The sequence below is a fragment of the Amycolatopsis balhimycina FH 1894 genome, from assembly GCF_000384295.1.
Lineage (GTDB): Bacteria > Actinomycetota > Actinomycetes > Mycobacteriales > Pseudonocardiaceae > Amycolatopsis > Amycolatopsis balhimycina.
Genome location: NZ_KB913037.1, coordinates 9,446,049 through 9,471,398, shown reverse-complemented (window position 1 = coordinate 9,471,398; position 25,350 = coordinate 9,446,049). Strand labels below are relative to the sequence as shown.

General features: G+C 71.3%; 23 protein-coding genes. 12 read left to right on the top strand and 11 right to left on the bottom strand.

Features of this window, described 5'->3' with window-relative positions:
- The first annotated feature begins 323 nt into the window (after window positions 1-323).
- Window positions 324-1,076, top strand: a complete 753-nt coding sequence (locus A3CE_RS59680; protein ID WP_020646436.1) for a winged helix-turn-helix transcriptional regulator — start codon at window positions 324-326, stop codon at window positions 1,074-1,076.
- A 164-nt stretch (window positions 1,077-1,240) separates the two neighbouring features.
- Here A3CE_RS59680 and A3CE_RS53780 read toward each other — a convergent pair whose 3' ends face one another.
- Window positions 1,241-2,053 (bottom strand): CPBP family intramembrane glutamic endopeptidase, encoded by an 813-nt coding sequence (locus tag A3CE_RS53780; protein ID WP_020646435.1) that lies wholly within the window; start codon window positions 2,051-2,053, stop codon window positions 1,241-1,243.
- Between the two features lie 183 nt (window positions 2,054-2,236).
- On the opposite strand from A3CE_RS53780, the gene A3CE_RS0143655 reads away from it, so the two are divergent.
- Both A3CE_RS0143655 and A3CE_RS0143650 read left to right on the top strand, forming a co-directional pair.
- Window positions 2,237-3,196, top strand: coding sequence for an ATP-binding cassette domain-containing protein (locus A3CE_RS0143655; RefSeq protein ID WP_020646434.1), 960 nt, complete (start codon window positions 2,237-2,239; stop codon window positions 3,194-3,196).
- A gap of 5 nt (window positions 3,197-3,201) precedes the next feature.
- Window positions 3,202-3,936, top strand: a complete 735-nt coding sequence (locus A3CE_RS0143650) for a membrane protein (protein WP_026469428.1) — start codon at window positions 3,202-3,204, stop codon at window positions 3,934-3,936.
- A 73-nt stretch (window positions 3,937-4,009) separates the two neighbouring features.
- Here the strand turns inward: A3CE_RS0143650 and A3CE_RS0143645 are convergent, their stop codons facing one another.
- The 3 genes from A3CE_RS0143645 to A3CE_RS0143635 are packed head-to-tail and all read right to left on the bottom strand — an operon-like array spanning window position 4,010 to window position 5,615.
- Window positions 4,010-4,654, bottom strand: a complete 645-nt coding sequence (locus A3CE_RS0143645; RefSeq protein ID WP_020646432.1) for a response regulator transcription factor — start codon at window positions 4,652-4,654, stop codon at window positions 4,010-4,012.
- Complete coding sequence (locus A3CE_RS52630) at window positions 4,645-5,256, bottom strand: sensor histidine kinase (RefSeq protein WP_020646431.1); 612 nt, start codon at window positions 5,254-5,256, stop codon at window positions 4,645-4,647. Before A3CE_RS52630 ends, A3CE_RS0143645 begins: the two co-directional genes overlap by 10 nt.
- Complete coding sequence (locus tag A3CE_RS0143635) at window positions 5,253-5,615, bottom strand: response regulator (protein WP_020646430.1); 363 nt, start codon at window positions 5,613-5,615, stop codon at window positions 5,253-5,255. Before A3CE_RS0143635 ends, A3CE_RS52630 begins: the two co-directional genes overlap by 4 nt.
- Window positions 5,616-5,757: 142 nt before the next feature.
- On the opposite strand from A3CE_RS0143635, the gene A3CE_RS52625 reads away from it, so the two are divergent.
- Together A3CE_RS52625 and A3CE_RS0143625 are read left to right on the top strand one after the other, a co-directional pair.
- On the top strand, window positions 5,758-7,545 hold the full coding sequence (locus A3CE_RS52625) for a sensor histidine kinase (protein ID WP_020646429.1): 1,788 nt from the start codon (window positions 5,758-5,760) through the stop codon (window positions 7,543-7,545).
- Window positions 7,546-7,648: 103 nt separating this feature from the next.
- Entirely contained in the window at window positions 7,649-9,796 is a 2,148-nt protein-coding gene (locus tag A3CE_RS0143625) for a bifunctional lysylphosphatidylglycerol flippase/synthetase MprF (RefSeq protein ID WP_020646428.1), read from the top strand.
- A 104-nt stretch (window positions 9,797-9,900) separates the two neighbouring features.
- Here the strand turns inward: A3CE_RS0143625 and A3CE_RS0143620 are convergent, their stop codons facing one another.
- The 4 genes from A3CE_RS0143620 to A3CE_RS0143605 form a co-directional block, all read right to left on the bottom strand.
- Window positions 9,901-10,287, bottom strand: a complete 387-nt coding sequence (locus A3CE_RS0143620; RefSeq protein ID WP_125591358.1) for a hypothetical protein — start codon at window positions 10,285-10,287, stop codon at window positions 9,901-9,903.
- Between the two features lie 495 nt (window positions 10,288-10,782).
- The gene (locus tag A3CE_RS0143615; protein WP_026469426.1) at window positions 10,783-11,646 is read right to left on the bottom strand and encodes a dioxygenase family protein; all 864 of its coding nucleotides are present in this window, start codon (window positions 11,644-11,646) and stop codon (window positions 10,783-10,785) included.
- A gap of 13 nt (window positions 11,647-11,659) precedes the next feature.
- The gene (locus tag A3CE_RS0143610) at window positions 11,660-12,652 is read right to left on the bottom strand and encodes an amidohydrolase family protein (protein WP_020646425.1); all 993 of its coding nucleotides are present in this window, start codon (window positions 12,650-12,652) and stop codon (window positions 11,660-11,662) included.
- A 7-nt stretch (window positions 12,653-12,659) separates the two neighbouring features.
- Window positions 12,660-13,223, bottom strand: a complete 564-nt coding sequence (locus A3CE_RS0143605) for an NADPH-dependent FMN reductase (protein WP_020646424.1) — start codon at window positions 13,221-13,223, stop codon at window positions 12,660-12,662.
- A 98-nt stretch (window positions 13,224-13,321) separates the two neighbouring features.
- On the opposite strand from A3CE_RS0143605, the gene A3CE_RS0143600 reads away from it, so the two are divergent.
- The gene (locus A3CE_RS0143600; protein ID WP_051183834.1) at window positions 13,322-13,837 is read left to right on the top strand and encodes a MarR family winged helix-turn-helix transcriptional regulator; all 516 of its coding nucleotides are present in this window, start codon (window positions 13,322-13,324) and stop codon (window positions 13,835-13,837) included.
- A 110-nt stretch (window positions 13,838-13,947) separates the two neighbouring features.
- On the opposite strand, the gene A3CE_RS0143595 is transcribed toward A3CE_RS0143600, so the two are convergent.
- Window positions 13,948-14,868: a hypothetical protein gene (locus tag A3CE_RS0143595; protein ID WP_020646422.1), complete on the bottom strand. Its 921-nt coding sequence runs from the start codon at window positions 14,866-14,868 to the stop codon at window positions 13,948-13,950.
- A 627-nt stretch (window positions 14,869-15,495) separates the two neighbouring features.
- On the opposite strand from A3CE_RS0143595, the gene A3CE_RS0143590 reads away from it, so the two are divergent.
- Window positions 15,496-15,861 (top strand): hypothetical protein, encoded by a 366-nt coding sequence (locus tag A3CE_RS0143590; protein ID WP_020646421.1) that lies wholly within the window; start codon window positions 15,496-15,498, stop codon window positions 15,859-15,861.
- 52 nt (window positions 15,862-15,913) lie between these two features.
- On the opposite strand, the gene A3CE_RS0143585 is transcribed toward A3CE_RS0143590, so the two are convergent.
- The gene (locus A3CE_RS0143585; protein WP_051183833.1) at window positions 15,914-17,551 is read right to left on the bottom strand and encodes a vWA domain-containing protein; all 1,638 of its coding nucleotides are present in this window, start codon (window positions 17,549-17,551) and stop codon (window positions 15,914-15,916) included.
- Window positions 17,552-17,718: 167 nt separating this feature from the next.
- Between A3CE_RS0143585 and A3CE_RS0143580 the strand changes: the two genes are divergently transcribed.
- Window positions 17,719-20,721, top strand: coding sequence for an AfsR/SARP family transcriptional regulator (locus A3CE_RS0143580; protein ID WP_245589692.1), 3,003 nt, complete (start codon window positions 17,719-17,721; stop codon window positions 20,719-20,721).
- Here the strand turns inward: A3CE_RS0143580 and A3CE_RS0143575 are convergent.
- Window positions 20,705-21,496 carry a Calx-beta domain-containing protein gene (locus A3CE_RS0143575; protein ID WP_084641973.1) on the bottom strand — a complete coding sequence of 264 codons (792 nt, stop codon included), beginning with the start codon at window positions 21,494-21,496 and terminating at the stop codon, window positions 20,705-20,707. The genes A3CE_RS0143580 and A3CE_RS0143575 overlap by 17 nt on opposite strands.
- A gap of 503 nt (window positions 21,497-21,999) precedes the next feature.
- On the opposite strand from A3CE_RS0143575, the gene A3CE_RS0143570 reads away from it, so the two are divergent.
- The 4 genes from A3CE_RS0143570 to A3CE_RS0143555 are packed head-to-tail and all read left to right on the top strand — an operon-like array spanning window position 22,000 to window position 25,337.
- Window positions 22,000-23,514 carry an AMP-binding protein gene (locus A3CE_RS0143570; protein WP_020646416.1) on the top strand — a complete coding sequence of 505 codons (1,515 nt, stop codon included), beginning with the start codon at window positions 22,000-22,002 and terminating at the stop codon, window positions 23,512-23,514.
- Between the two features lies 1 nt (window position 23,515).
- Entirely contained in the window at window positions 23,516-23,800 is a 285-nt protein-coding gene (locus tag A3CE_RS0143565; protein ID WP_020646415.1) for an acyl carrier protein, read from the top strand.
- Window positions 23,801-23,804: 4 nt separating this feature from the next.
- Complete coding sequence (locus A3CE_RS0143560) at window positions 23,805-24,179, top strand: ectoine synthase (protein WP_020646414.1); 375 nt, start codon at window positions 23,805-23,807, stop codon at window positions 24,177-24,179.
- A gap of 15 nt (window positions 24,180-24,194) precedes the next feature.
- Window positions 24,195-25,337: an acyl-CoA dehydrogenase family protein gene (locus A3CE_RS0143555; protein ID WP_020646413.1), complete on the top strand. Its 1,143-nt coding sequence runs from the start codon at window positions 24,195-24,197 to the stop codon at window positions 25,335-25,337.
- Window positions 25,338-25,350: the final 13 nt, after the last annotated feature.

Here is a 25,350-nt window from a genome sequence, read left to right as displayed (position 1 = left end):
ATCTCGTTTCGCAGATAGACAACCAGCCGGCAGGAGAGGCCCTCCGGTCACTGAAGGTGTGCTATTCGTCCGACGGGGACACACCATGAACAGGGCCCGGTGAGGAACGGCCGGACCCCATCGCGCAGCTGTACGAACTGGCCCGCGACGAGGCCGCGGAACTGGGCGTCACGCTGCGGGAATGTTCGGTCGGCGGCGTGAGCGACGGCAACTTCGTGGCCGCGCTGGGCCACCCCGGTGCTGGACGGCTTCGGCGGGGTTTGGCGCCGGTCGTTCCGGGGTACTACCGCTCTCGTAACGCAACCAGTTTCGAGGTGAGAGCGGTGAAGGAAGCCCGGTCGCGGTGTCCGATCAACCTGTCGCTGGAGATCTTCGGCGACCGGTGGACGCTGCTCGTCCTGCGTGACGTCGTTTTCGGCGGGGCGCGGCACTTCCGGGAGCTGCTCGGCGGTGCGGAACGGATCTCGTCGAACGTGCTGGCCGACCGGCTGGCCGACCGGCTGGCCGCGCTCGTCGAACACGGGCTGCTCACCCGGGCCGGGGACGCGTCGCACAAGCAGAAGGTCACCTACAGCCTGACCGAACGCGCGGTCGACCTCGTCCCGGTGCTCGTGCAGCTCAGCGCCTGGGGAGTGCGGCACCTGCCCGTCGCCGACGCCTACGCGGCCCGCGCGGAAGTGCTCACCGCCGGCGGTCCCCCGCTGTGGGAAGCCTTCATGGACGAACTGCGCGAGACTCACCTCGGCACCCGCCGCGGACAGGTCTTCGGCGACCGCATGATGGCTGGACGCGGCCGATCGCGGCCAGGCGCCGTCGCCGAGGAAGTGATCCGCAAGTCGAACGACGCCTTCGTCGACCTCATCCACGACCTGTCGGACAACGAAGAGTTCCGCCGCTCAGGACTCGGCCCCGCGCCGCGACACCTGGCGCTGATCATCTCGGGCGGTCTCAACGAGCTGACGGCCGACCTGGTCGAGAGCGGTGGCGACCTCCGGCGCGGCGCCGAGATCGCCACCGCCACCACAACCGCTTTGCTGGCAACGGACTTCGCCAGCCGCGGCAACCCACGGCGCTAGTCTCCGGCCGGCACGTCAGCCCGCGGATGCGCCGAGTTCGCTCATCAGCGGATGCCGCGCAAGCTGTTTCCGCACCGGCGCGCACTCCGGCGCTGGAGGCTGCCCGGTCTCGGCGTGGAACCGGCGGACGAGCATCCTGCCGGGATGCTCTGGCCCCGAACAGCTCAGACGCGGGCGCGCCCGCGGGACGGCCGGGTGACGGCCGATCCGGAGGCGGTGCGCCAAGCTGCGCGGTCGGTGGTCACCAGGCCCACGGCGATCACGCACCACAGCACGCCGGTGAGCCAGCCCATCCGGTCGGCGTCGGCACCGGTGAAGCCGAGGGCGGCGGAGCTGACCGCGCCCTGCGTCACGTGGAAGACCACGGCCATCAGCGCGCTGCCGCCGGTGCGGTTGACCAGCCACACGTAGACCAGCGTGATCGCGAAGGTGACGGCGAGACCGAACGGTGCGAGCATGCCCGAGGTGACCAGCGGCAGGTGCCACAGCGCCACCACCACGCCGAGGGTGGCGCCGGCGCGGAGCGGGGACCACTTCGCCTGCAGGCGCGGCAGGGCGTAGGCCCGCCAGCCCGGCTCTTCGCCGATCGGCCCGTCGAGCGGGTTGACGAACCGCAACGCGGCGAACAGCCCGATGTCGGCCCAGGCGAGACTGCCGAAGTCAGGGGCGGGAGCCTGCCAAATCGTCACGTTCGCCACCACCGCGACGGCCAGCACGGCCAGGGGGCCGGCGACGGCGACGGCCCACCAGGTCCAGCCGACCCGCCAGTGGGTCAGCCGCGCGAACAGGTCGCGGTAGCCGGCCCGGCCGTCGGCGACGGCGATGACGGCGATCGCCGCGAGCACGGGTCCGCAGGCGAAGAACGGCGTCGGAGCGATGCCGGCGACGTAGAACGGCCAAGCCCACCAGGAAACGGCGAAGGCGAGACCGAAGAACACGGTGAGGCGGTGGCGGCGGGTCCACGCGGAGATTGACATCGGTGCCTCCTGGAGTCGGCCGTGCGGTCCCGTCGACGATGCGCCGGCCGGTGTCCGGGCGGTAGCGGGCGGCCCCCGGCGACCGGCGAGGGTTTTCCCCGTGACCGCCAGGGTTTTCCCGCTGCCGACGCGGTGGGCGCGGCGGCCACAGTGGCATCTCGGCAACGCCACGAGGAGGAACTCATGATCGAAACCCGCGGACTCACCAAGCGCTACGGCCCGACGCTCGCCGTCGACGACCTGTCCTTCACCGTCCAGCCCGGCCGGGTCACCGGCTTCCTCGGCCCGAACGGCGCCGGCAAGTCGACGACCATGCGGATGATCCTCGGGCTGGACCGGCCGACGTCGGGGCACGCCCTGATCGGGGGCAGACCGTACGAGGACCTGCCGCACCCGCTGCGGGAGGTCGGTGCGCTGCTCGACGCGAAGTGGGTGCACCCCCACCGGTCGGCCCGCGCCCACCTGCGCTGGCTCGCCCGGTCGAACCGGTTGCCGGCCGCCCGGGTGGACGAGGTGCTCGACCAGGTCGGGCTGACCGCGGTCGCCGACCGCCGGGCCGGCACGTTCTCGCTGGGTATGTCCCAGCGGCTCGGCATCGCCGGTGCACTGCTCGGCGATCCGGGGGTCCTGCTGTTCGACGAGCCGGTCAACGGACTGGACCCGGAGGGCATCGTCTGGATCCGCCGGTTCATGCGGGACCTCGCCGCCGAAGGACGCAGCGTGCTGGTGTCCAGCCACCTGCTCCCCGAGATGGCCCTCACCGCGACCGACCTGGTCGTCATCGGGCGGGGCAGGTTGATCGCCGAGAGCTCGACCGCCGAGTTCGTCGAGGGCGCCGTCACCTCGACCGTGCGGGTGCGCAGCCCCCAGCTGCTGGAGCTGGCGGAAGTGCTGATGCGCCAAGGAATCGACGTGCGAGCCGAGCCCGGCGACGACGCGTCGCTGGTCGTCACCGGCACCGGCATCGCCCGGATCGGCGAGCTGGCCGCGGGCGCCGGGGTGGTGCTGCACGAGCTGGCCCTGCAGCGCGGCTCGCTCGAAGAGGCGTTCATGCACATCACCGGGCACGACGTCGAGTACAGCGCCGGCGGATCCGCCGTCGACCGGAACGACTCCGCGGTGCTCGCCGCGGCGGGAAGGTGACCACCATGTCCCTCATCGCAGCCGAACGGATCAAGCTGACGTCGATCAGGTCGCCGTGGTGGTGCGCCGCGTTCGGCGTCGTCGCCACCATCGGCGTGGACTCGATTTCCATGGCGGGCAACCAGGAAACCGGGTTCTCCGGCGTTCCCTCGACCCAGCTCGGCTACGGCCTGGGCTTGGCCGTGGTCATGGTGATGGCGACACTCGCGGTGACCACCGAGTACTCCGTCGGCATGATCAGGACGACGTTCCTGGCCGCGCCGGCCCGCGGCGCGGTGCTGCTGGCCAAGACGCTGGTCGTCGGGCTCGCCGCCGGGCTGGTCGGTCTGCTCGCCGCCTTCGGCAGCTGGGCGCTGGGCCTGGTCCTGATGCCGGGCAGCGACCTCGCGTTGCACGGGCCTGCCGAATGGCGTCAGGTCGGCGGGGTCGGCCTGGTCTACCTGGTGGCCGCGGTGTTCGCCGTCGCGGTGGGCATCCTGGTCCGGCACACCGCGGGCGCGGTGGCGCTGGTGCTGACCTGGGCGATGATGGTCGAGTCGCTGCTCGCCATGATCCCCGGGTTCGAATCGGCGGCCCGCTGGCTGCCGTTCCAGGCCGCCAAGCAGTTCCTGCTCAGCGGCCGTCCCGCGGACGGCGCGGCGCTGACCGAACAGCCGTGGGTGGCGATGGGCTACTTCGCGGCGGTCAGCGGTGTCCTGATCGCGATCGCAATCGCGGTGGCCAAGCGCCGGGACGCCTGAGCCGGGGCAACGCCGTGAAGGCCACCTTGAGGAACTTGAACTTCCTCAAGGTGGCCTTCACGTCCGGCTTCGGTCAGCCGCGCAAGTAGGTGAGCACCGCGAGGACCCGCCGGTTGTCGTCCGCGCCCTGGTGCAGCCCGAGCTTGGTGAACACCGAGCGCACGTAGGCCTCCACGGTTTTCTGGCTCAGGTAGAGCCGCTGGCAGATGGCCTGGTTGGAGCGTCCTTCGGCCATCACCTTCAGCACATCCCGCTCGCGGTCGGTCAGCTCGTCGAGCGGGCTGCGGGTGCGTTGGCGCCCGACCAGCTGCGCGACCACGGACGGGTCGATGACCAGCCCGCCGGCCGCGACCCGGCGGACGGCGTCGGTCAGCTCGTCGAGGTCGGCGACGCGTTCCTTGAGCAGGTAACCGGTGCCGCGCGCGCCGGATTCGATCAGCTGCAGCGCGTAGTGCGGTTCGACGTGGGCCGACAGCACCAGCACGCCGACCGACGGGTGCCGCTCCTGCAGGTCCCTGGCCGCGTCCAGGCCCTCGGTGGTGTGGGTCGGCGGCATCCGGATGTCGACGACGACGGCGTCCGGTGGATCCTCGCGCACCCGGTGGAGCAAGGACGCGGCGTCGCCGACCTGCGCCACGACGTCGAACCCGGCTTCGGCGAGCACCCGCGCCACGCCTTCGCGGAAGAGGACCGCGTCGTCCGCGATCATCACCCGCATGGCACGTCGGCCCGCACTCGAGTGCCGCCGCCGCGGGGGCTCTCCACCCGAAGCCGGCCCCCGTGGGCGGCCACGCGGTCGGCCAGCCCGCTCAGGCCCGGCCCGCCCGGGTCGGCGCCCCCGGCACCGTCGTCGCTCACTTCGACGCTCACCTGACCTCCTTGCTCGCGGACCACGACCTCGGCCCGGGTGGCGGACGAGTGCCCGGCCACGTTCTTCAACGCTTCGAACACCACGAAATAGCAGGTCCGTTCCACCGTCGGAGGGAGCCGCCCGCCGGGCACGGCCGAGACCACGGCAGGCACCGGGCACCGGTCGGTGAGCGAGGCGAGCGCCGGCCCCAAACCGGCTTCGGCCAGCAGCACCGGGTAGATGTCGCGGGCCAGTTCCCGCAACTCTGCCATGGCCAGGCCCAGTTCTTCCCTCGCTTCGGCGACGAGTACGGCCGCGTCACCGGTGAGCGTCCGGCCGGCCAGGCCCAAGGCCAGCACGGCGGAAGCGAGGCGCTGCTGGGCGCCGTCGTGCAACTGCCGTTCGAGCCCGCGCCGGAATTCGTCCGCGGCGTCGACGATCCGGGCGCATTCCGGCTTGGACGTCGTCACCTGCCGGGCTCCAGGAGCCGCCGGACGAGGTCGCCGCTCAACGCGGACTTCGCGATGAACCCGACGGCGCTGCTGGCGTCGACGAGCGACCCGTAGTCGTCCCGGGAGCGGCTGGACACCAGGACCACGGCGGGCGCTTCGTCCTGCGCGTCCAGCGCCGCGGCGACGGCGAAGCCGTCCATGTCGGGCAGGCCCACGTCCAGCAGGACCACGTCGGGACGCAGCCGGGGCGCGGCCGCGATCGCCGCCGCGCCGTCGGCCGCCTCGCCGACCACGACCAGCCCGTCGGCCACCAGGACACGGTGGGCGAACGACCGGAACGCGGCGTGGTCGTCCACGATCAGGACCCGGGGAACCATCCCGCCATGGTCGCAGCGCCGCCGCCCCCGCAGCTACAGGGACAACCCTGCGGAGCGGCGGCGGTTCAGCGGTACCGGCCGGGGCGGTCCTGCATTACCGTGCGGGCTGCCAGGGGACCCGTCGACCGCAGCAGGACACGTCATGGCTTCGGAAACGGCGTTCGCCGGCGGGCAGGCCCGCACCACCCACCGGTTCGCCCGCTCCGGGCACGGGCCGGGCTTCTGGCTGCTGCTCTGGGGTGTGGCACTCGCGGCCGAGTTCGGCGCGCTGGTCCCGGTGCTGTTCCCGAGCGGGGCACCGGTCGCGGCGATCGACGTCGCGTTCCGGCTGATCGGCGGCTCCTTCGCCGCCTGCGGGTTGATCGCCTGGCGCCGCCGGCCCGACAACCACAGCGGGCTGCTGATGACCATCACCGGCTTCGCCTTCTTCGTCAGCCCCTTGGTGAGCCAGCTCGCGTGGCCGCCCGCACAGGTCGTCGGCCTGTGGCTGCCGGACCTGTGGGTCCTGTTCTTCGTCCTGCTCGTGCTGACTTTCCTCACCGGTGGACGGGTGCGCACCGCGGCGGACCGGGTGCTCGCCGGTGCGGTCCTGCTGGAACTGGCCGTCCTGGCCCCGTTGTTCCTGCTGTTCTCCGGGGTGCCGGGCAACTCGATCGCGATCTGGCCGCACGAGGGGCTCGCGGAGATCGTCGACGTCGCCCAGCGCGGCACGCTGCTGGCCGCCGTGACCGGTACCGCCGTCGTCGTCGCGGTGCGCTGGCGCTCGGCGTCCACGCCCGGCAGGCGGGCGCTGGCGCCGGGTGTCGCCGGGGCCGCCTGCCTGCTGCTGTTCGGGTGGCTGCTCGTGGCGCAGTTCCTGACGGGCGAGAAGTCGATGCTGCTGCTCTGGATCGGCGTGTGTTCGCTGCTCACGGTGCCCGTCGCGTTCCTGATCGGACTGCTGCGTTCGCGGCTGGCCAGAGGCGGGCTGGCCGACCTGTTCCGTGGGATGGGCACCCTGCGGCCCGACGACCTGCGCGGCGCGTTGGCGAAGGCACTCGGCGACCCGGATCTGGAGGTCGGCTACGCCACCGCGTCGGGCACCTACGCCGATCTGGACGGCAACTCGATCACCCTGCCCGGCGCCGGTACGTCCCGGTCGGTGGCCGGTGTCGAGCGCGACGGCAGCCGGGTCGCCGTTCTCGTCTACGACCGGTCCCTCGACGACGACCCCGAGCTGGTCGAAGCGGTCACCGCCGCGGCGACCATCGCACTGGAGAACCAGCACCTGCACACCGAGGCACGGCGGCGCCTCGCCGAGGTCGAGCACTCCCGCGAGCGGATCATCGCCGCCGGGGACGCCGAACGCCGTCGCATCGAACGCAACCTGCACGACGGCGCCCAGCAGGGCCTGGTGACGCTCGCGATGCAGCTTTCGCTGATCCAGCGGCAGATCCGGCGCGACCCCACGGACGCCGAACAGCTCGTCACCTCGGCCAGCGATCAACTGGCCCGCTCACTGGCCGAACTGCGCGAGCTCGCCCGCGGCATCCACCCGGCCGCGCTCGATCAGGGCTTGGACGTCGCCCTCGAGGCGCTCGCCACCCGCTCGCCGGTGCCCACGACGGTGGAGTACGCCACGGGTCCGCGGCTGCCCCAGCCGGTCGAGTTCGCCGCGTACTTCGTCGCGTCCGAGGCGCTGGCCAACGTCGCCAAGCACGCGCGGGCCGGCGTCGTCACCGTGCGAGTCCGGCGCGACGGTCCCACGGCGGTCGTCGAAATCGCCGACGACGGCATCGGCGGGGTGGACCCCACCGCGGGCTCGGGGCTGCGGGGCCTCACCGACCGCGTCGAGGCGCTCCGCGGCCACCTGACCGTGGTGAGCCCGGCAGGAGGCGGAACCGTGGTCCGGGCGGAGTTACCGGTGCGGCCCGCGGAGGCCACGCCATAACCTTCGCCAGGGTTAACCCTGGCGCCGACCGGGGCTGACCTGGTACCCGGCCGGGAACATCCGGCGCACGCTGGGATCCCCAGCGACTCACCAGGAGACAGCGATGAGCAGCTCGCTCACCACCACCGAGGCAGTGACCGCCCCGCCGGCCCCGGCTTCGCGCGTCCACGCACTGGCCACGGTGCTGCGCCGGCGGCTGCCGTTCACGACCGGCGTGCTGGTCGCGATCATCGTCACCGGCATCGCGACCGGAACGCTGTGGGACGCCGCGGAAGACCGGACGTGGTTCGACCACATCGGCTACGGCCTGCCCGCGCTGGCCGACGGCCGGTGGTGGACACCGGTGACCGGCTCGTTCCTCGCTCTCACCCCGCTCTTCTACCTCCCGGTGCTGCTCTCGTTCGCCGTCTTCGCCGGCAGTGCGGAATGGCGGCTGGGCACCGGGCGGACCGCGGCGATCTGCGGGCTCGGCCAGCTGGCCGGCGTGCTCGGTGCCGCGCTGACGCTGCTGGCTTTCCGCGACACCGGGTGGCCGTGGGCGCACCAGCTCGCCACCCACCTCGACGTGGGTTTCTCCGCGGGCGCGCTCGCGTGCGCGGCAGCGGTGTCGGCGACGGTGCGTTCGCCGTGGCGGCTGCGGCTGCGCGCCGGGCTGTGGGTCTACGTCGGCGTGTCCTTCCTGTTCCTCGGCGGGCTCGCCGACCTCGAGCACCTGTGGGCCGTCGCGATCGCCCTTCCCCTGAGCCGCCGCCTGGCCGGTGGCCACCGCGTCGGCCCGCCGGGACGGGTGCGGGCCGGGCGCCGCGAATGGCGCCTGTTCGCCGCCACCGGCCTCGCCCTGATCGCCGTCGCCGAACTGGTGCTCTGGCTGTTCCCCGCGGACAGCCCGCTGGGCACCACCGGCGGCGAGGACACCGGCTGGGGCATCGCCGTCAACATCGCCCTCGTCGCGCTGCTGGCCAACGGACTGCGCAACGGTCGGCGCGTGGCGTGGTGGGGAGCGACGACGCTCGCCTCGATCAACGTGCTCGCCGGTGCGCTGGCCGTGCCCGGGTTCGCCTTCGGCCAGGAAACCACGGCGGAGAAGGCGCTCACCATGACCGGCTCCGTGCTGTGGACGGCCGAGCTGGCGCTGCTCGTCCTGACCCGCTGGGCGTTCCGGGCCCCCCTGCGACGCGGATTCGGGGTGGCCGCGGGAATCGGCGGGGCCGACGCGGCTGTCACCAGGGACCTGCTCCGCCGGCACGGCGGCGGCACGCTGTCCTGGATGGCCACCTGGCCCGACAACGCGCACTTCCGCACCCCGGACGGGCAGTCCGTCCTCGCCTACCGGCGGCACGCCGGGGTGGCCGTCGGCCTCGGCGACCCGATCGGACCGGCCGGATCCCCGGCCGGCGCGGTCCGCGCGTTCACCGCGGCCTGCGAGCACGCCGGCGTCGTGCCGTGCCTGTTCTCCGTCACCCGGCCGGTCGCCGACGCCGCCGCGCAGCTGGGCTGGAGCCGGGTGCAGATCGCCGAGGACACGCTGGTCGACCTGGAGGGACTCGAGCTGCGGGGCCGGAAGTGGCAGAACGTGCGCTCGGCGCTCAACCGCGCCACGAAGGAAGGGATGAGCTACCGCCACGTCGTGCTGGCCGACGAGCCGTGGGGCGTCCGCAGCCAGGTCCGCGCCATCTGCGACGAATGGGTCGGCGACAAGGGCATGCCGGAAATGGGCTTCACGCTCGGCGGCATGGAGGAGGCGCTGGACCCGGCGACCCGGGTCGGCCTGGCCGTCGACGCCGACGGCAGCGTGCACGGGGTCACCTCGTGGCTGCCGGTGCACGGCCCGGATGGCGAGGTCCACGGCTGGACCCTGGATCTCATGCGCCGCCGCAGCGAAGGGTTCCGGCCCGCCATGGAGTTCTTGATCGGCTCCGCCATCCTGGCCTTCCAAGCGGACGGGATGCGGTTCGTGTCGCTGTCGGGTGCACCACTGGCCCGGTCCGGATCGGACACCGAAGCGGCGCCGGTCGAGCGGCTGCTGGACGTGCTGAGCCGGGAACTGGAGCCCGTGTACGGGTTCCGGTCACTGCACTCGTTCAAGGCGAAGTTCAACCCGCGCCACGAGCCGATGTACCTGGCCTACCGCGACGAAGGCGACCTCCCGCGGATCGGCATGGCGCTCACCCGCGCGTACCTGCCGGACACGAACCTGCACACCTTGCTGAAACTGGCCACCACCCACACGGACCGCCCAGGTGGCCGGTGAACTGTCGGACAATCCCTGGTACAGCAGTCGAGGACAGGGTCGGGGCCGCCCAGAGGCGGGCGGCCCCTACTGCCACTGGATGGTTCGCTGCTCCACCGGGGGCGTCATCCCATTGATTCGACGCCGGTGTCGAGCAGTGTCGCTCCGAAAACGGCACAGTTTCCGGTGATGTAGTACAGGCCGACCGGGTGCCACCCGCTGTAGTACGTCTGGTTGTTGGAACACTTGATCCACACCCGGACGGCTCCCGAAAAGACCCGGCAGTCCCACGTGACAAGGTACCTGGTGCGGAAGTTGACGCTGCAGATGTAACTGGCTTGGATTTCCGCTGACGCGGTGGCCTTTTCCTGCCGGACGACTGTCTTCACCGCTTGCGTGGCGGTCTCGGCCGCCGACGCCACAGCCGGAGTGGCCGCCATCGAGCCCGCGAAGAGTCCCAGCCCGAGTACGAACATGCCCATTCTCGTCATGCTTGCTTTCCAGATATTCATCGCAGCTCATTTCGTATGTCATGTGCTTCCGACATCGCAACAGCGTCAATTGTGACGCCGTATCAAAAAAGAGTACCCATGGCAGCCTGATCTCGAAGGTGCGCCACGCGGGAGGCGCGTACGTTGCGACCGGCCCGACGTTGTTCGCCGCAGCCGCCATGCCGCCGATCTCCACACTGGCAGGAAGTTCCGCACCACGGCTGGGCACGGCTTTGGCCTTGCCCGGCGTTATCGCCATGATCAAAGCCAGGGCTGCCGCGAACAGCGTTCAGGCTCCCCTCTTCGCATGATGGCTTCCTTTCCCCGATGAGCAACCCGTCGAACGACGGCTGATCGACCATATTGGCGAAGAGTCCGCCTCGTCTTCGTAACAAAGCGAAAGAAGCCGGGGGAATCAGCTGCGGCCGTTGTCACCTCGCGTAGTAGCGTCCGGGCGGCCTGGCGATGAGACGAGCCCCGCCAGCTTCGAAGACGCCTCGATCTGCGCCAGGTGATTCATGGGACAGGTTTTTGTTCGGGGCGCAGGACGAAGTCGTAGGTGAGCGCGCGGTACGGCCGGTCCATGCCTCGGGCGTGGTGGTCTTCGTGGCGGGTGGTCGTCTTCACCGCCTCGGCGGGAACAGCGCCTTCGATGGTGCTCTCGACGAGCGGGTCGCCGTCGAAGTAGATCTGGGTGGTCAACGGCAGGCACCCCTCGGCGCTGACGATCGAGTGGATGTGCAGGGGACGGAGGCCTTCGAGCTGCAAGGCCTGCGTCAACGCCCCGAGCGGGCTCTCCGTGGCGAGACCGAAGGTCTCGACTCCGGGCATGACCGTGCGGAACTCGTAACGGCCGTCGCTGTCGGCGATGATCCTCGCACGGAGGTTGTCGGCGGGAATGCCGGTGGAGTCGTTCGGGATGTTCAGCGGTCCGAAATCGCTGGTGTCCATGCCGGAATAGACGTTGTCGGCGTCGATCTGCCAGATCTCGAGAGCCGCGCCGGGCAGCGGGTCCCCCGTGGTGGTGCGCACCGTCCCGGACACGATGAGCGGCTCGCCGGGCTCGTCGGGCCGCATGGGCAGCACGGCGGGGCTGTGCAGGACGGGCGCTCCGGGCCGGTGGGCGGGGCCTTCCATTTCCCAGTGACTCGCGCCGTCCTTTTCCGGGTGGGCGTAGGTCGCGCCCGCGGTTGCTTTGAGGACGGTCTTGTAGAACAGAATGCTCGCCGACGGCAGCTCACCGGCGTCCGCGACCTGCCGCAGCCAGTCGATGGCGCCGAGCAGTTCGTCGAGCGTGACCTGGTGCTTGAGGATGACGTCGTCGACAGCGCGGCGCAGATCGGCGAACACGACCTGGAGCCGTCTCTGAGGCTCGTTCACGTGAGGGTCCCTTTCAGCGCCGCCGGATACCGGCGACGAGCTTCTCCCAGTTCCGGTACGCGATGAGCTCGCGTTCGGCATCGCCGATGGGCGCACCGTCCACAAAGGCCCGCGCGGACCCGGCACGCTCTCGGTTGAACGGGTGGTCGGAGGCGTACATGATCCGCTCCGCCCCCACCGTTTCCATGCTCCACCGCAGGTACTTGTGGCTGGAGATCCCGCCGGGAGTGATGAAGATGTTGGTGCGGAAGTACTCCGCGATCGGGCGCCGGAGGCCGGTGAGGTCGTCCATGGCGGCTACGCGGTCGAGGTAGAACAACACGACTTCACCCCAGTGCCCCAGGATGACCTGCAGGCCGGGGAACCGGTCGAAGACACCCGCGATGATCATCCGCAGGACGGTCAGGCCGGCGTCGTAGTGCCAGCCGAACGTGCCGGTGGCCAGCATGCTGTCCACCGGCTCGCCGAACCCACGGTAGTACGCATCGGTGACGCTGGGCACCGGCGCGCGAGGATGCAGGTAGACCGGAGCACGCAGGTCCTCAGCGGCTTCGTAGATGTCCCAGAATTCGGCCGCGTCCAGGGCACGGCCGCCGGAGTGCGCGTTCACCAGCGTTCCGGTGAACCCGAGTTCGGTGACCGCGCGCCGCAGTTCGCCGGCCGCGGCTGCCGGCGCCGGGGTGGCCAGCGTCGCGAACCCTTGCAAGCGTCCGGGATGGCGGCGGACCGCTGCCGCGAGGCCGTCGTTGACGGCCACCTGCAGCGCGACCGCCTCGGCGGCGGGCAGGTTCTGCAGGCCGGGAGTCGTCAGGGACAACACCGCCGTATCGATCCCGGCATCATCCATGGCAGCGATCCGGCCATCACCGACGTCGAGCAGCGCGGGAGCGACTTCCTCCGAGAGAGCGCGCTTCATCATCGGCTCGGCCAGCCGCGGATCGTGCCGCCTCCAGGCCTCCGCCACCTCGGCGGTGAGGAAGTGCTCCTCCAGTCCGTACAGCCGCATCGCGAGGTCAGCTCCGGACGGTCTTGAGCGCGCCGGCCCAGGCTTCGAGCTGGTCGAACAGGACCGTGGCCGCCTGGTCGTGCACGGCCGCGGGTGTGAAGGTGGAGAAACCCCGGAAGTCGTCGAACAAGGAGAAGGACAGCTGCTGACGAACGTGGGCGATCTGCAGTTCACTGCAGATCGCGCGCAGGTGCTCGATCGCCCGGGCGCCGCCGAGTGAACCGTAGGAGACGAAGGCGGCGGCCTTGTTGTTCCACTCGCCGTAGAGGTAGTCGATGGCATTCTTCAGCACCGCGGAGGTGGAGTGGTTGTACTCGGGGGTGACGAAGACGAAGCCGTCGAACTTGGCGATGGTGGCAGCCCAGGCCTTGGTGTGCTCGCCGGTGTACTTGCCGGCACTGGCCGGGATGGGCTCGTCGAGAGGGGGCAGGGGGTGGTCGAGCAGGTCGATCAGTTCGTAGTCGGCGCCGGTGCGTTCCTTGGCCCTGGTCAGGACCCAGTCGGCCACGGCTTCGCCGTTGCGGCCGGGCCGGGTGCTGCCGAGGATGATCGCGAGCTTCAGGTCGCTCATGGTGTTCCTCCGAATCTGCGGGACTTGAATCTTCAAGTTAACCTACACTGGTTCACTTGAACTTTCAAGCGTGGCGTCCCGGCTATTACACTCCCCCCATGCCTGCTCCGAAGGACCCCGACGTGGACGAGCCGCGCTGGCTCACCGACGACCAGCTGGCGGCGTGGCGCGGGTTCATGAAACTTCTGCAGCGGCTGCCCGCGGCACTGGAAGCACAGCTTCACCAAGACTCAAAGCTCAGCCTGCTCGAGTACCACGTCCTGGCGCACCTGTCCGACCAACCCGGACGCCGCATGCGGCTGAGTGAGCTCGCCACCCTGGCCACCACGGAGCTGTCCCGCCTCTCCCACCTGATCGGCCGGCTGGAAAGCCGCGGCTTCGCCCACCGCGAGCCGGACCCCGAAAACGGGCGCTACACGCTGGCCGTGCTGACCGAGGCGGGCTACGCCCACCTCGCCGGCGCGGCACCCGCACACGTGGAGCGGGTACTCACCCTGTTCGTCGACGTTCTCACCCCGCACGAGCTGCGGACCCTGCACCGGATCTCCGGGAAAGTGCTCGACCGCATCGACAGCGGGCCGGCTTGCCTGCGAGTTCGCCCGCAAGACGGATGACCTTCCTCATCGCGGAGCGAGTCAGCTCTCGGTGGGTTCGAGCAGCTCAAAACGAGAGTGCCGCCCGGCGGGAAGAGCCGGGCGGCACTCAAAACTCGCGTGCTGGTCAATTACGGCAGGCTGTACTGGATCACGGTGCGCCCGCGCTGGTCGCCGACGCCGTCCAACGCGATCATGTACGTGGTGCCCGCGACCGCCGGGAACGTCACCCTGGCCTGCCGGCCACTAGGGGTGTTGTCATTCTCGGTCACCAGGTTCAGCGCCGCCACGTTGTCACCGGTGTACACGGCAAGCTGAGTGTCATACTTGTCCAAGGTGGATTCGAAGGTGGCCATGCCGGTGCGCGGCGCCTGCCACGCGAACCAGACCGAGTGCGTCGCCGGGTCGCCGGCGTGAGCCCGCTCCTGGATCTCATGCGTGGCGCCCTCGTTGCTCAAGCCGACGATCGAATTGCTGCCTGGCAGCGGACCGCTCAGCGGCTGGGCGCCGTGGAAGTCGTCGTTGCCCGTCCACGTCAGCGTGACGCCTCCGGTGTTGGTCGAGTTGTAGCTGTCCACGGCGATGAGGTACTCCTGGCCCTGGCTCGCGACGAACGACACCTGGCTCTGCAGGCTGTGGCCTTCGGCGAAATCGGTGTCGTCGTTCGAACCCATTTGGACCAGCCCGGAGAAGCCCGAACCGAACTGCTGGTACACAGCGAGTACAGTGTCGAACTTGCTGCCCTGAGAACGGAAGACGGCCTCGGCGGTGGCGTGCGCCGTCCACTTGAACCACACCGAGTGGTTCGCGGGTCTGACAATCTGGCCGTTGACGTAGTGCGCGGGCTCGCCGGGCTCAGCCGACGCGCTGCTGTTGTTCAGCGAGGGCGCGTACTGGCCGCTGACGCCGACCAGGCTCGCCGCGTTCGCCACGTCGTCGTTGGACGGGCCGAGAGCATACGCCGGGCCGGCGAACATGTACGCGCCGCCGCCGCCGGCGGCGGTGGCGACCAGTGCGCTCGTGACGACCAGTCGCCGAAGGAAATTGAACATGATACGTGGGTTTCCTCTCGTTGTGATGTAGCCGGGCCGACCGCTGGGACCACCATCCGGCTTGGCGCTGTACCGGGTTCTGGGTGGCCGTTTCCCGACACGGGAGTCGGTGCGCGGCACGTGATAGTCAGCCTGCAGGGCAGGCCTGCTGGGGGTCACTAGGGCAGACCCCAGACATCACACCCCAGGGTCCGTGAAGGGCCGACCGAGCATGATCGCCGTGCCACGCTGGGGTGTTGTGCCGGGCGACGCGGGCGCCGGATGCCGGCTCCCGGCGGCGGATCTCCTGGAACGCGCCGGGGCGCTAAGCGCGGTAGCCGGGCTGGTGGCCGACGCAGGTGCGGGCAGGGGTGGTTGCTGCTGCTGGTGGCTGGGGCCGCGGGGCTGGGCAAGTCGACGTTTCTCGAGCATGCTGCTGCGGCAGCTCGCGATGACGGGTTCCTGGTGTTGCCGGCCTGCGACCATCAACCGGAACGAGCTTTGCCTGGGGTGTGGCGCGGACCTTATTCGAGGGACACACGCCGGCCCTGCCGGAGGCTAAGTGGTTGCCGTCGAGACCCCCGGAGAACTTCCGACGGTGATCACTAAGCGCGACGAGCTATGGCCGGTCCGGCGGCTGCGGCTCGGATGGTGCTCGGCACCGCTGCAGAGCTGGGCGACGTCGCGGCCTCAGACGCGGCGTTCGCGATCCTGCGCGGTCTGTACTGGTTGGCGGAGCGGACGCCGCTGCTGATCGTGGTCGACGATCCCAGTGCGCCGACGGGCCGTCGCTGCGCTGGCTGGTGTTCCTGGTCGAGCAGCCGATCGGTGTGCCGGCCGCCACCCGCAGCGACGAGCGGGCACCGGATGCCGGCCAAGACCGGAACGAACTGCGGGCTGTCACCACGCTGCCCACCGGTCAACACGATCGACGAGCATATGGGCGAAGCGGAGGTCGGCGGCCAGTGTGACCAGCCCGCCCGGCCAAGTCAGGTGCGCCAGTGCCCGGGCTGACGCACGCTGGGCGGCCACCTCGCCCGGATCGAGGTGGCCGCTCAGCTCCGGGCTACCGCTCAGTCGACAGCTGGAACTCGACGCCGCCGAGGTCCTCGTCGCCGGTGGACTGGGAGACGCGGAAGACGAAGTCCGTGCCCGCCGCCGCGTCCGACGCCGTGAACGTCACCGCCGTCTCCAGGCGTTCCTTCGGCTGGATCAGCAGGCCCTGCAAGACCGCCTGCTGGCCACCGGTGATCTCGACCTGCGTCTCCCCCACCTGACGCACGCCGACGCCCTTCTGGCCGCTCTGGCGCCAGCGCTCGGCCAGCACCTTGCCGAGGTCGACGACCACCTTGCCGGGACCGCCCGCGAACGGCTTGCCGGGCTGGGTGAAGAGCAGGTCGGTCGGGGTGGGCCGGTCCGCGGCCGGGTTGCCGAGGGTGAACGGGTGCGTCACCGGCGTGCCGGGCTTCAGCTTGACCGTGTCCACGTTGTGCCACGCGATGTTGTTGTTGTTCCGCGTGTTGACCAGCGTGTTCGAGCCGGTCAGCTCGGGGAAGGTCATCGGGTCGGTCGCCGAGATCCACCGGGCGAGCAGGCAGAAGTGGCCCGGTCCGGGCACCGAGGTCCACGGGATCGCCACCTGGGTGGTGCCCGCCGGCACGGTCACCATCGTCGAGGACCCGACCGGGATCCAGTCCATCGGCCACAGCGCCGCCCCGCCCTGCGCGGTGTAGGAGACCTCGACGTGGCCGGTCGACGCGCCGGACCCGCCCGGGCCCGGGTTGTTCAGCGTCACGACCACGTAGTTCGTCGGGCCGATGACCGGGTTGGTCCCCACGCACGGCGGCAGCGTCGTGCACACCTTGATGTCCGGGCTCGTCCAGATCGGGTTCAGGCCGTGCGGCGCGACCCCGGTGTCGCCCGGCGCGTCCTTGATGAACACGTCGGTCTTCCGGCAGTTCTTGAGCGCGTCGAGGATCGCCGCACCCGCGCCAGCGCCGTTGGCCGGTGTCGCCGAGTACGTGCCGCCGGTGGTGGTGGCGTAGTCCTGCATGATCGTCGAGATGCCGGGTAGCGCGTTCGTCTGGGCGTAGACCGTGGAGACCTTGATGCCCTTGTTCGCCGCCTGCACCGCCCGCAGGTGGGCGTTGGCCTGGTCGGCCGCGGTGAAGGTGTCGTCGAAGCCGCCCGGGTGGGCGTCGGTCACCAGGATGACCATCTTCGTCGCGTTGGACCGCCAGGTCCCGGAGAAGTCGCCGGTCTGCGGGCGCCCGGTGGCGGCCAGGTTGTTGACGGCGGTGTTGACCGCTTCGTCGGACGCTTCGGGCTCATTGGCGCCGTTCGTCGCGGTCAGCGCGGTGATCTGCGGGGTGACCGCGGCCAGGTTGAGCGGCGCGAGGTCGGTCCGGACCGTCACGTCGTCCTTGAACGTGACGAGGCCGAGCTGGTAGTCGTTGCCGGAATTGGCTTGCACGGCCGTGGCGACGTTGCCCAGCTCGCTCTTGATGTTGGTCAGCGCCGGGCCCATGCTGGCGGTGTCGTCGATGACGAACGCGACGTCGAGCGGCCCGCACGGCGACGTGGGCTGCGGCGCGACGGCCGGGGCCGCCGCCGCGGGGACCACGGGCAGAAACGCGGCCGCGGCGGCGAACGCGAGCGCGGCGGTGAACGGTCTGCGGCGCCGGGGCCGCGATCTGGTGCTCATCCGGTTTTCCTCACACGAGTCGGAACAGGAACTCCGAACCGAGCGTCACCGCGACCGGTTGTGAACCGGTTGTCGATCCCCGCGCGGATCGGCTGGTTGGCTGTTTTCGCCCTCCTTCGCGCTGGTTACGCTCGCTGAGCGGTGGTTCCGCGCGGGAAGGAGCGGGGGTGTCCCAACCCGGGGAGCTGCGTGTGCTGGGGCCGGTCGAAGCGGTCGGCCCGGCCGGGCCCGCGACCCTGCACGGGACGCGGCAGCGGGTCGTGCTCGGGGTGCTGGCGCTGCACGCGGGCACCGTGCTGCCGATCCCGCGGCTGGTCGACGTCCTGTGGGGCGAAGACCCGCCGCGCACCGCGGTCAAGACGCTGCACAGCCACGTCGCGCGGCTGCGCCAGGCGCTGGAGAGCTGCGGGTTCCCGGGCGTCCTGGTCACCCGGGAGCCGGGCTACCTGCTGACCGTCCCGCCGGTGACGGTCGACGCGTACCGCTTCGAGCAGCAGGTCCGCGCGGGCGCGGCCGACCTCGCGGCCGGCGCCGTCGAGCGGGCGGCCACCACCCTGCGCGCGGCGGTCACACTCTGGCGCGGGGACGCCTTCGCCGACGCGGCGCCGTCCGGCTGGGGCCGGCGCGAGGTCGAGCGGCTGCACGAACTGCGGCTGGGCGCGATGGAAGATCTCTGGGACGCCGAACTGCGGCTGGGCCACCACGAACAGGCCGTCCACGAGCTGCCCCGGCTGCTCGCCGACGCCCCGACCCGGGAACGGCTGACCGGGCTGCACATGCTCGCGCTCTACCGCTGCGGGCGGCACACCGACGCGCTCGACGCCTTCCAGCGGCTGCGGCGGCGGCTCGCCGACGAGCTCGGCGTCGACCCCGGCCCGGAACTGCTGGCCCGGCACACGGCGATCCTGCGGCGGGACGCCGCTCTGGACCTCCGCCCGGCCACGACCGGGCCGTCGCAGCTGCCCGCGGGCGTCGGGCACTTCACCGGACGCGAAGCCGAGCTCGCGGCGCTCGACGCCGTGCTCGACGAGCCCGAACGGCCGGTGGTGGTGCTCTCCGGCGCGGCGGGCATGGGCAAGACCGCGCTGGCGCTGCACTGGGCGCACCGGGTCGCGGCCCGCTTCCCGGACGGCCGGCTGTTCCTCGACCTGCGCGGCGAGGACCCGGACGAGCCGCTGCCGGGTGCGTGGGCGCTGACGCACCTGCTGCGCAGCCTCGACGTGCCCGAAGAGAACATCCCGGGCGACCAGGCCGGGCGCGCCGCGCTGTACCGGTCGCTGCTGCACGGGCGCCGGTTCCTGGTCGTGGTGGACAACGTCGCCGGCCTCGAGGACGTCCTGCCGCTGATCCCGGGCACCGGCCCGGCCCTGCTGGTCGTCACCAGCCGGCAGCACCTCGCCGCGCTGGGCACCCGCCACGCCGTGCGCCCGATCGCCCTGGACGCCTTCGGGCACGCCGAGTCCGTCGCGCTGCTGGACCGGGTGCTGGGCGCCGAGCGGGTGCGGCGCGAGCGGGGACCGGCCGCGCGGGTGGCGCGGCTGTGCGGCGGGATGCCGCTGGCGCTGCGCATCGCGGCCGCCCGGCTGGTGGGTGCGCCGAAGCGGCCGATCGCCGAGCTCGCCGCCGAGCTGGCCGGGGCCGGGCGGCTGGAAACCCTGGCCGTGGAAGGGGATTCCCGCACGGTCCGGACGGTGCTCGCCACGGCCTACCGTCCGCTGGCCGCCGCGCAGGCCCGGTTCTTCCGCCGGGCCGCCCTCGGCCCCGGGGCCACGTTCAGCACCGCGCTCGGGGCTTCTCTCTGCGAGGTGCCGAGCGCCGACGGCGACCGCGCCGCGGCCGGGCTCGCCGCCGCGCACCTCGTCACGGCCGCCGGCGCGGGCCGGTTCCGGTTCCACGACCTGATCCGCGAGTTCGCGCGGCAATGCGCGCGGGCCGACGAGCCTCCGGCCGCCCGTGCGGAGATCGCCGACCGGCTCGTCGACTGGTACCTGGTGGCCGCGGCCGCGGCGAACCGGGCCATCGACCCGAATCGAGACCTGGTCAAGCCGTCACCGCGGTTCGCCGCGCCGGACGTGCCGGTCGGCGCCGACCGGCACGCCGCGCTGACCTTCCTCACCGCCGAGCGCGACAACCTGCTGCCCGTCGTGCGGTTCGCCCGCGAGCACGGCCGCGCCGAAGCCGCGTGGCAGCTGACGTACCTGCTGACCAGCTTCTACGACACGGCCGGGCACTGGCACACCCGCGTCGAGCTGTGCCGCGAGGGCGCCGCCGCCGCGACCGGGCTCGGCGACCCCTTGGCCGAGGCGGAGATGCTGCGAGCGCTGGGTGTCGCGTACTTCATGACCCGGCGGCTGCCGGAGGCGCTGGAGACCAACGCGGCCGCGCTGCGGACGGCTCAGGCCGCCGGGGACGTCCAGGGCGAAGGGCACATCCACAACAACACCGCCAACGCCTACGCCGAACTGCGCCGCTTCGACGAAGCCATCGCCGCGCACCGGCTCGCGGTCGCCCGCAACGCCGCGGCCGGCAACGACCTCGGGCACGCGCTGTCCCAGCGCAACCTCGGCCACACCTACGTCCGGATGGGCCGCGCCCCGGAAAGCTTGGAACCGCTGACGGCGGCGCTGTCGACGTTCCGCGCGCTGGGCAACGCACGGCTGGAAGCCGCCACACTCGACACACTGGGCGAGGCGCACCTGCAGCGCGGGGACCACCGGGCGGCGCTGGCGCACCTCGGTGAGGCGCTCGCGGTCAGCCGGGTGCTCGGCGACCGCTGGCTGGAGTGGGAGTCGCTGCTCGACACCGGCCGGGTCCACCTGGGCCGAAGCGACTTCGCCACCGCGTCGGACCTTTTCGGGCAGGCCCTCGACCTCAGCCGCGACGTCGGCGACCGGCACGGCGAGGCGGCCGCGCTGGAGCACCTCGGGCGGGCCCGGCTCGAGGCCGGCGACCTGGCCGCCGCGCGCGAGCACCTGGAACGCGGGCTGGCCGTGCGGGCCACGGTGCCCGACGGCTACGAGCAGGCGCACCTGCACCGCGACCTCGGTGACCTGGAGGCGCGGCTCGGCCGGCCCGCCGACGCGGCCCGGCAGTGGGCCACGGCCGCCGCGTTGTACTCCCAGGCCAACGCGACGGCCGAGGCCCGCGAGGTGGCTAACCGCCGGGCTTGATCGTCACCTCCGTCCGCGCGTTCCCCAGCGTGCCGGCCGACGGGGCGAACAGCTCCAGCACGAACCGGGATTCGGTCTGGCCGGGATTGCCGTCCAGCAGTTTGACCACGGCACTGCCGCCGGACGCGCCGGGCGGGATCGTCACCATCGCGTCCTTGACCGGCACGTACGCCGGTTCGCCGGTGCCGAGGGCCAAGGTCCGGTAGTGCACGGTGACCGGCGCCTTGGCCGGGCCGCCGCCGAGCTGCACCCCGACCGTGCAGACGTGCCAGCAGATCTTGCCGCCGTCGGTGGAGACCATGATCGGGAGCCCGACGCCGCCGTCGTCGTCGAGGATCCCGCCCGCGGCCAGGTCGTCGGCCAGGACCAGGCCGACCGGATCGGACAGGCGCAGCAGGAACGGCTCGTTCGGCTCCGCGGCGGCGTCCTTCACGACCTGGACGGCGATGGTGCGCGAACTGGAGTCACCGGTCCAGCTCAGCCGTCCCTCGGCGGGAACGTAGTCGTCCGGGGTGGTCGCGCCGGGTGAGCCGTCCTCGGTCTTGTAGGCGACCGAGCCGGTCGGCGCGCACCCCGCGGCCGCCGTGACGGACACGGTGAACTCGAAGGTGGTGTAGGCCGGGCTGCGCTCCCCGGCGGCCGGGGTGCCCTCGTAGAGCGTCCGGTCGGCGACCGCCACCGACGCGGGCCCACAGCCAGGGGCCACCGCGCCCGTGGGCACCGCCGTTCCTGGGCCGAGCAAGAGCACGACCGCTGCGAGCACCGCTGTTCTCATCGGAGTCCCCCTTGCGTCCGGGCCCGCGGTGGAGCGCGCCACCCGGCATGCGTACCGCACCCCGGTTGCAGCCGGGTTGTGACCGCGCGGCGGACGTCGCCGGATCAGGTGATCTCGACACACAATCCACACAGAGTCATCACCGCGGTACCGATCGCAACCGCCGCCGAGCCGGCCACCGCCCGGTCCCCCGTCTGCTCCGTCGAGGCCCGCTACCTGCGCCGTGCCGATCCGAACACCTTGATCAACGCGTCGACGATCAGGGCACCGGGCGGCTGTGGCGCTGGGAGTCATGGCCGGACCGTCCACAGGGGACGCCGATCGGCTGATCGGGAGCCGCACTGCGCGAGAAGCCAGTCGCTCCGGGACGAAGCTACCGTGGAGTCCACGCGGAGCCCGGCCCGGGCACCGCCGGAGTCCGGGCCGGGCTCCGCGTGGGGAGCTGGGGTGACTGGCCGGCGCGCGACGGTGGTCGCCGCGCCCGGCCGGGGTTGGAGACCATTGTGCCGTATTCGCGTTCGCTGCTCGGCTGCCTGGCCGACTTCGCCCGCACCCGGCCGGAGTCGGCCGCACTGGTGCTGGGCGATGTCCGGGTGTCCTACGCCGAAGTGTGCGCCATGACCATGTCGGCCTATGAGGGCCTCTCGGCGATGCGGCTGCCGGCCGATGCCCGCGTCGCGGTGCACGCCGCGAAGACCCCGCGCACGGTCGCGCTCATCGTGGCCTGCCTGCTGGCGCGTCGTCAGTTCATGCTGCCCTCCACCGAGCTCGGCGCCACGGCGCTGGAAGCGCTGCTGGAGAAGGCCGGCTGCACCGACGTGCTGACCGCCGAACCCGTCGCCGGCGTCGGCGGCCGGCGGATCCACAAGATCGACACCACCGCGGTCCCGCCGGACGGCGACCTCGCCGGGCTCGACGGCATCACCGGCCCGGACGTCAGCCCGGACGCCACCTCGTTCATCTTCACCACCTCCGGCTCCACCGGCCTGCCCAAGGTGGTGCCGCTGAGCTTCCAGGCCGTCGAGCGCTTCACCGAGTGGGCGGTGACGAAGTTCCGGCTGCGCCCCGGCACGGTGGTGCTCAACTACGCGCCGTTCAACTTCGACCTGTGCCTGCTCGACATCCGCGCCACGTTCAAGGCCGGCGGCACGGCGGTGCTGGTCGAGCCGGAAAAGGCCACCCATGGCAAGCACCTCGCCGAAGTGATCCGCTCCGAGGGCGTCGAGGTCGTCCAGTCGGTCCCGATGCTCTACCGGCTGCTCGCCGACGTCCACGACGGCCGGCCGTTCGAGTCCGTCAAGCACGTGATCGTCACCGGCGACAAGATGCCGGCGAAGCTGCTGCCCGAGCTCCCGCGGCTGTTCCCGAACGCGCGCTTCCACAACATCTACGGCGCCACCGAGACCAACGACAGTTTCATCCACGAGATCACCGCGGCCGACCTCCGGGGAGACGGCCCGCTCCCGATCGGCCGCCCGCTGCCCGGCGTCGACGCGCTCGTGCTCGACGCCGCCGGCGAGGTCGCCGACGGCCCGGCCACCGGCGAGCTGCTCGTGTCGACGCCGTTCCAGACGGCCGGGTACGCGGTCGGCGGCGAGGCGGGCAAGTTCGTGGAACGCGGCGGCGGCCGCGTCTACTTCCGGTCCGGTGACCTCGTCGAGCGTGCCGCAGACGGCGTGTTCACCCTCGTCGGGCGCACCGACTCCCAGGTCAAGGTCCGCGGCGTACGGGTGAACCTCGAGGAGATCGAGCAGGTTCTGCTCGGCCACGAGCGGATCGCCGGCGCGGCCGTGGTCGCGGTGCCCGACGACGTGGCCGGGCTGGCCATCCACGCGGTCGTCCGCCGCGACACGACCGAACCGCTCGGCGTGCTCGGGCTGCGCCAGTTCTGCCGCGAGCGCCTGGCGCGGGCGGCGCTGCCCACCACGATCCGCGTCGTGGACGACCCGCTGCCGACGACGTCGACGGGCAAGACCGACCGCAAAGCCGTCATCCGAAACCTGTTGAACGGGAGCTGACATGAGTTGTTCCGAGCAGATCAAGCAATACGTCCTCGAGGAGTTCCTGCCGGGCGTCGGCCCGGAGGAGCTCGAGGCCGACTACGACCTGCGCGCCAACGGCGTCATCGACAGCCTCGGCCTGCTGCGCGTGGTCACCTGGCTCGAGGCCACGTTCGAGATCCCGATGGAGGAGGTCGAGATCGTCGAGCAGGACTTCACCTCCATCACCTCGATCTCCCGGTTCGTCGAGACGCACTCGGCGTCGAGCTCGTCCGATGTGGCCTACCTGGGAAAGCCGGCCTGACACCGTGATCATCCGCAAACTTTCGGAGACCGCGGGCGTCGAATGGGGCAACGGCCTGAGCCACCGCTTCCTGACCCTCAAGGACGGCATGGGCTACACGGTCACGCACACGATCGTCCGCGCCGGCACCGACTCGGCGCTGGAGTACCGGAACCACCTCGAGGCGTGCTACTGCATCGCCGGCAGCGGCAAGGTCATCGACTCCGCGGGCGACGAGCACGTGATCGAGGCCGGCACGCTCTATGCCCTCGACAAGCACGACCCGCACCACCTGATCGCGTCGCCGGACCAGGACATGGTGCTGGTTTGCATGTTCACGCCCGCGCTCATCGGCGACGAGTCGCACAACCTCGACGACGAATACTCCTACTACGACTGAGCCGGAGTTCCCCCGATGCAGCAGTGGACCGACAAGCAGCAGGCGCTGCGGGACGGCTACACCGAAGCCTTCCGGGCCTGGGGCGCCGACCACCTCCGCCGGGACCGCGAAGCGGAGTTCCCGGGCGGGCTCTGGCCGGAGATCGGCGCGACGGGCCTGTTCGGCCTGCCGTTCGGCACCGGGTACGGCGGCGGTGGGCACGACCTGCCGACGACCATGCACGTGCTGGAGGGTCTCGGGTACCACTGCCGTGACGGCGGGCTCAGCTTCTCGATCTCGACGCAGCTCGTCAGCACCGGCGTGCCGATCCACCGGTATGGCACCGAGGAGCTGAAGCACCGGCTGCTCCCCCGGGTCTGCGACGGCTCGGTGATCTGCGCGCACGCGATCACTGAGCCGCACGGCGGTTCCGACGCGGCCGCCATGCAGACCACCGCCGAACGCCGGGGCGACGACTACGTCCTCAACGGCCGGAAGTTCTTCATCACCAACGGCCCGGTGGCCGACGTCGTCCTGGTCTACGCCCGGACGTCACCGGGCACCGGCCCGCTCGGCATCAGCGTGTTCGCCGTCGAGAAGGGCACACCCGGCTTCGAAGCCGGGCCGCCGATCGACAAGATGGGCCTGCGCACGTCGCCGCTGGGAAACCTGACGTTCACCGGCTGCGTGGTGCCCGCGGCGAACATGGTCGGCCGCCGGGGCAAGGGCTTCCTGCTGCTCGACTACGTGATGAAGTGGGAGGTGCTCCTCTCCTTCGCGATCAGCCTCGGCGCCATGGCGTACCGCCTGGAGCAGAGCATCGAATACGCGAAGAGCCGCAAGCAGTTCGGGGCGCCGATAGCGTCGTGCCAGCTGATCGCGGAAAAGATCGTCGAGATGAAGATCGACCTGGAGACCACCCGCAACTGGTTCTACGACACCGCGAAGCGGTTCGCAGCCGGCGAGGACGTGATGGTCGACGTGGCCATGGCGAAGGTCCTGGCCAGCGAGGCGAACGTCCGATCCGCCACCAACGCCGTGCAGATCTTCGGCGGCCGGGGCTATCTCAGCGAGTTCGGGATCGAGAAGGAACTGCGCGACGCCACCGGCGGCACGATCTACTCCGGAACGTCGGAGGTCCAGCGGGACAAGGTCGCCAGAATGCTCGGAGTGCGCTGACAGGCGCCGGAAA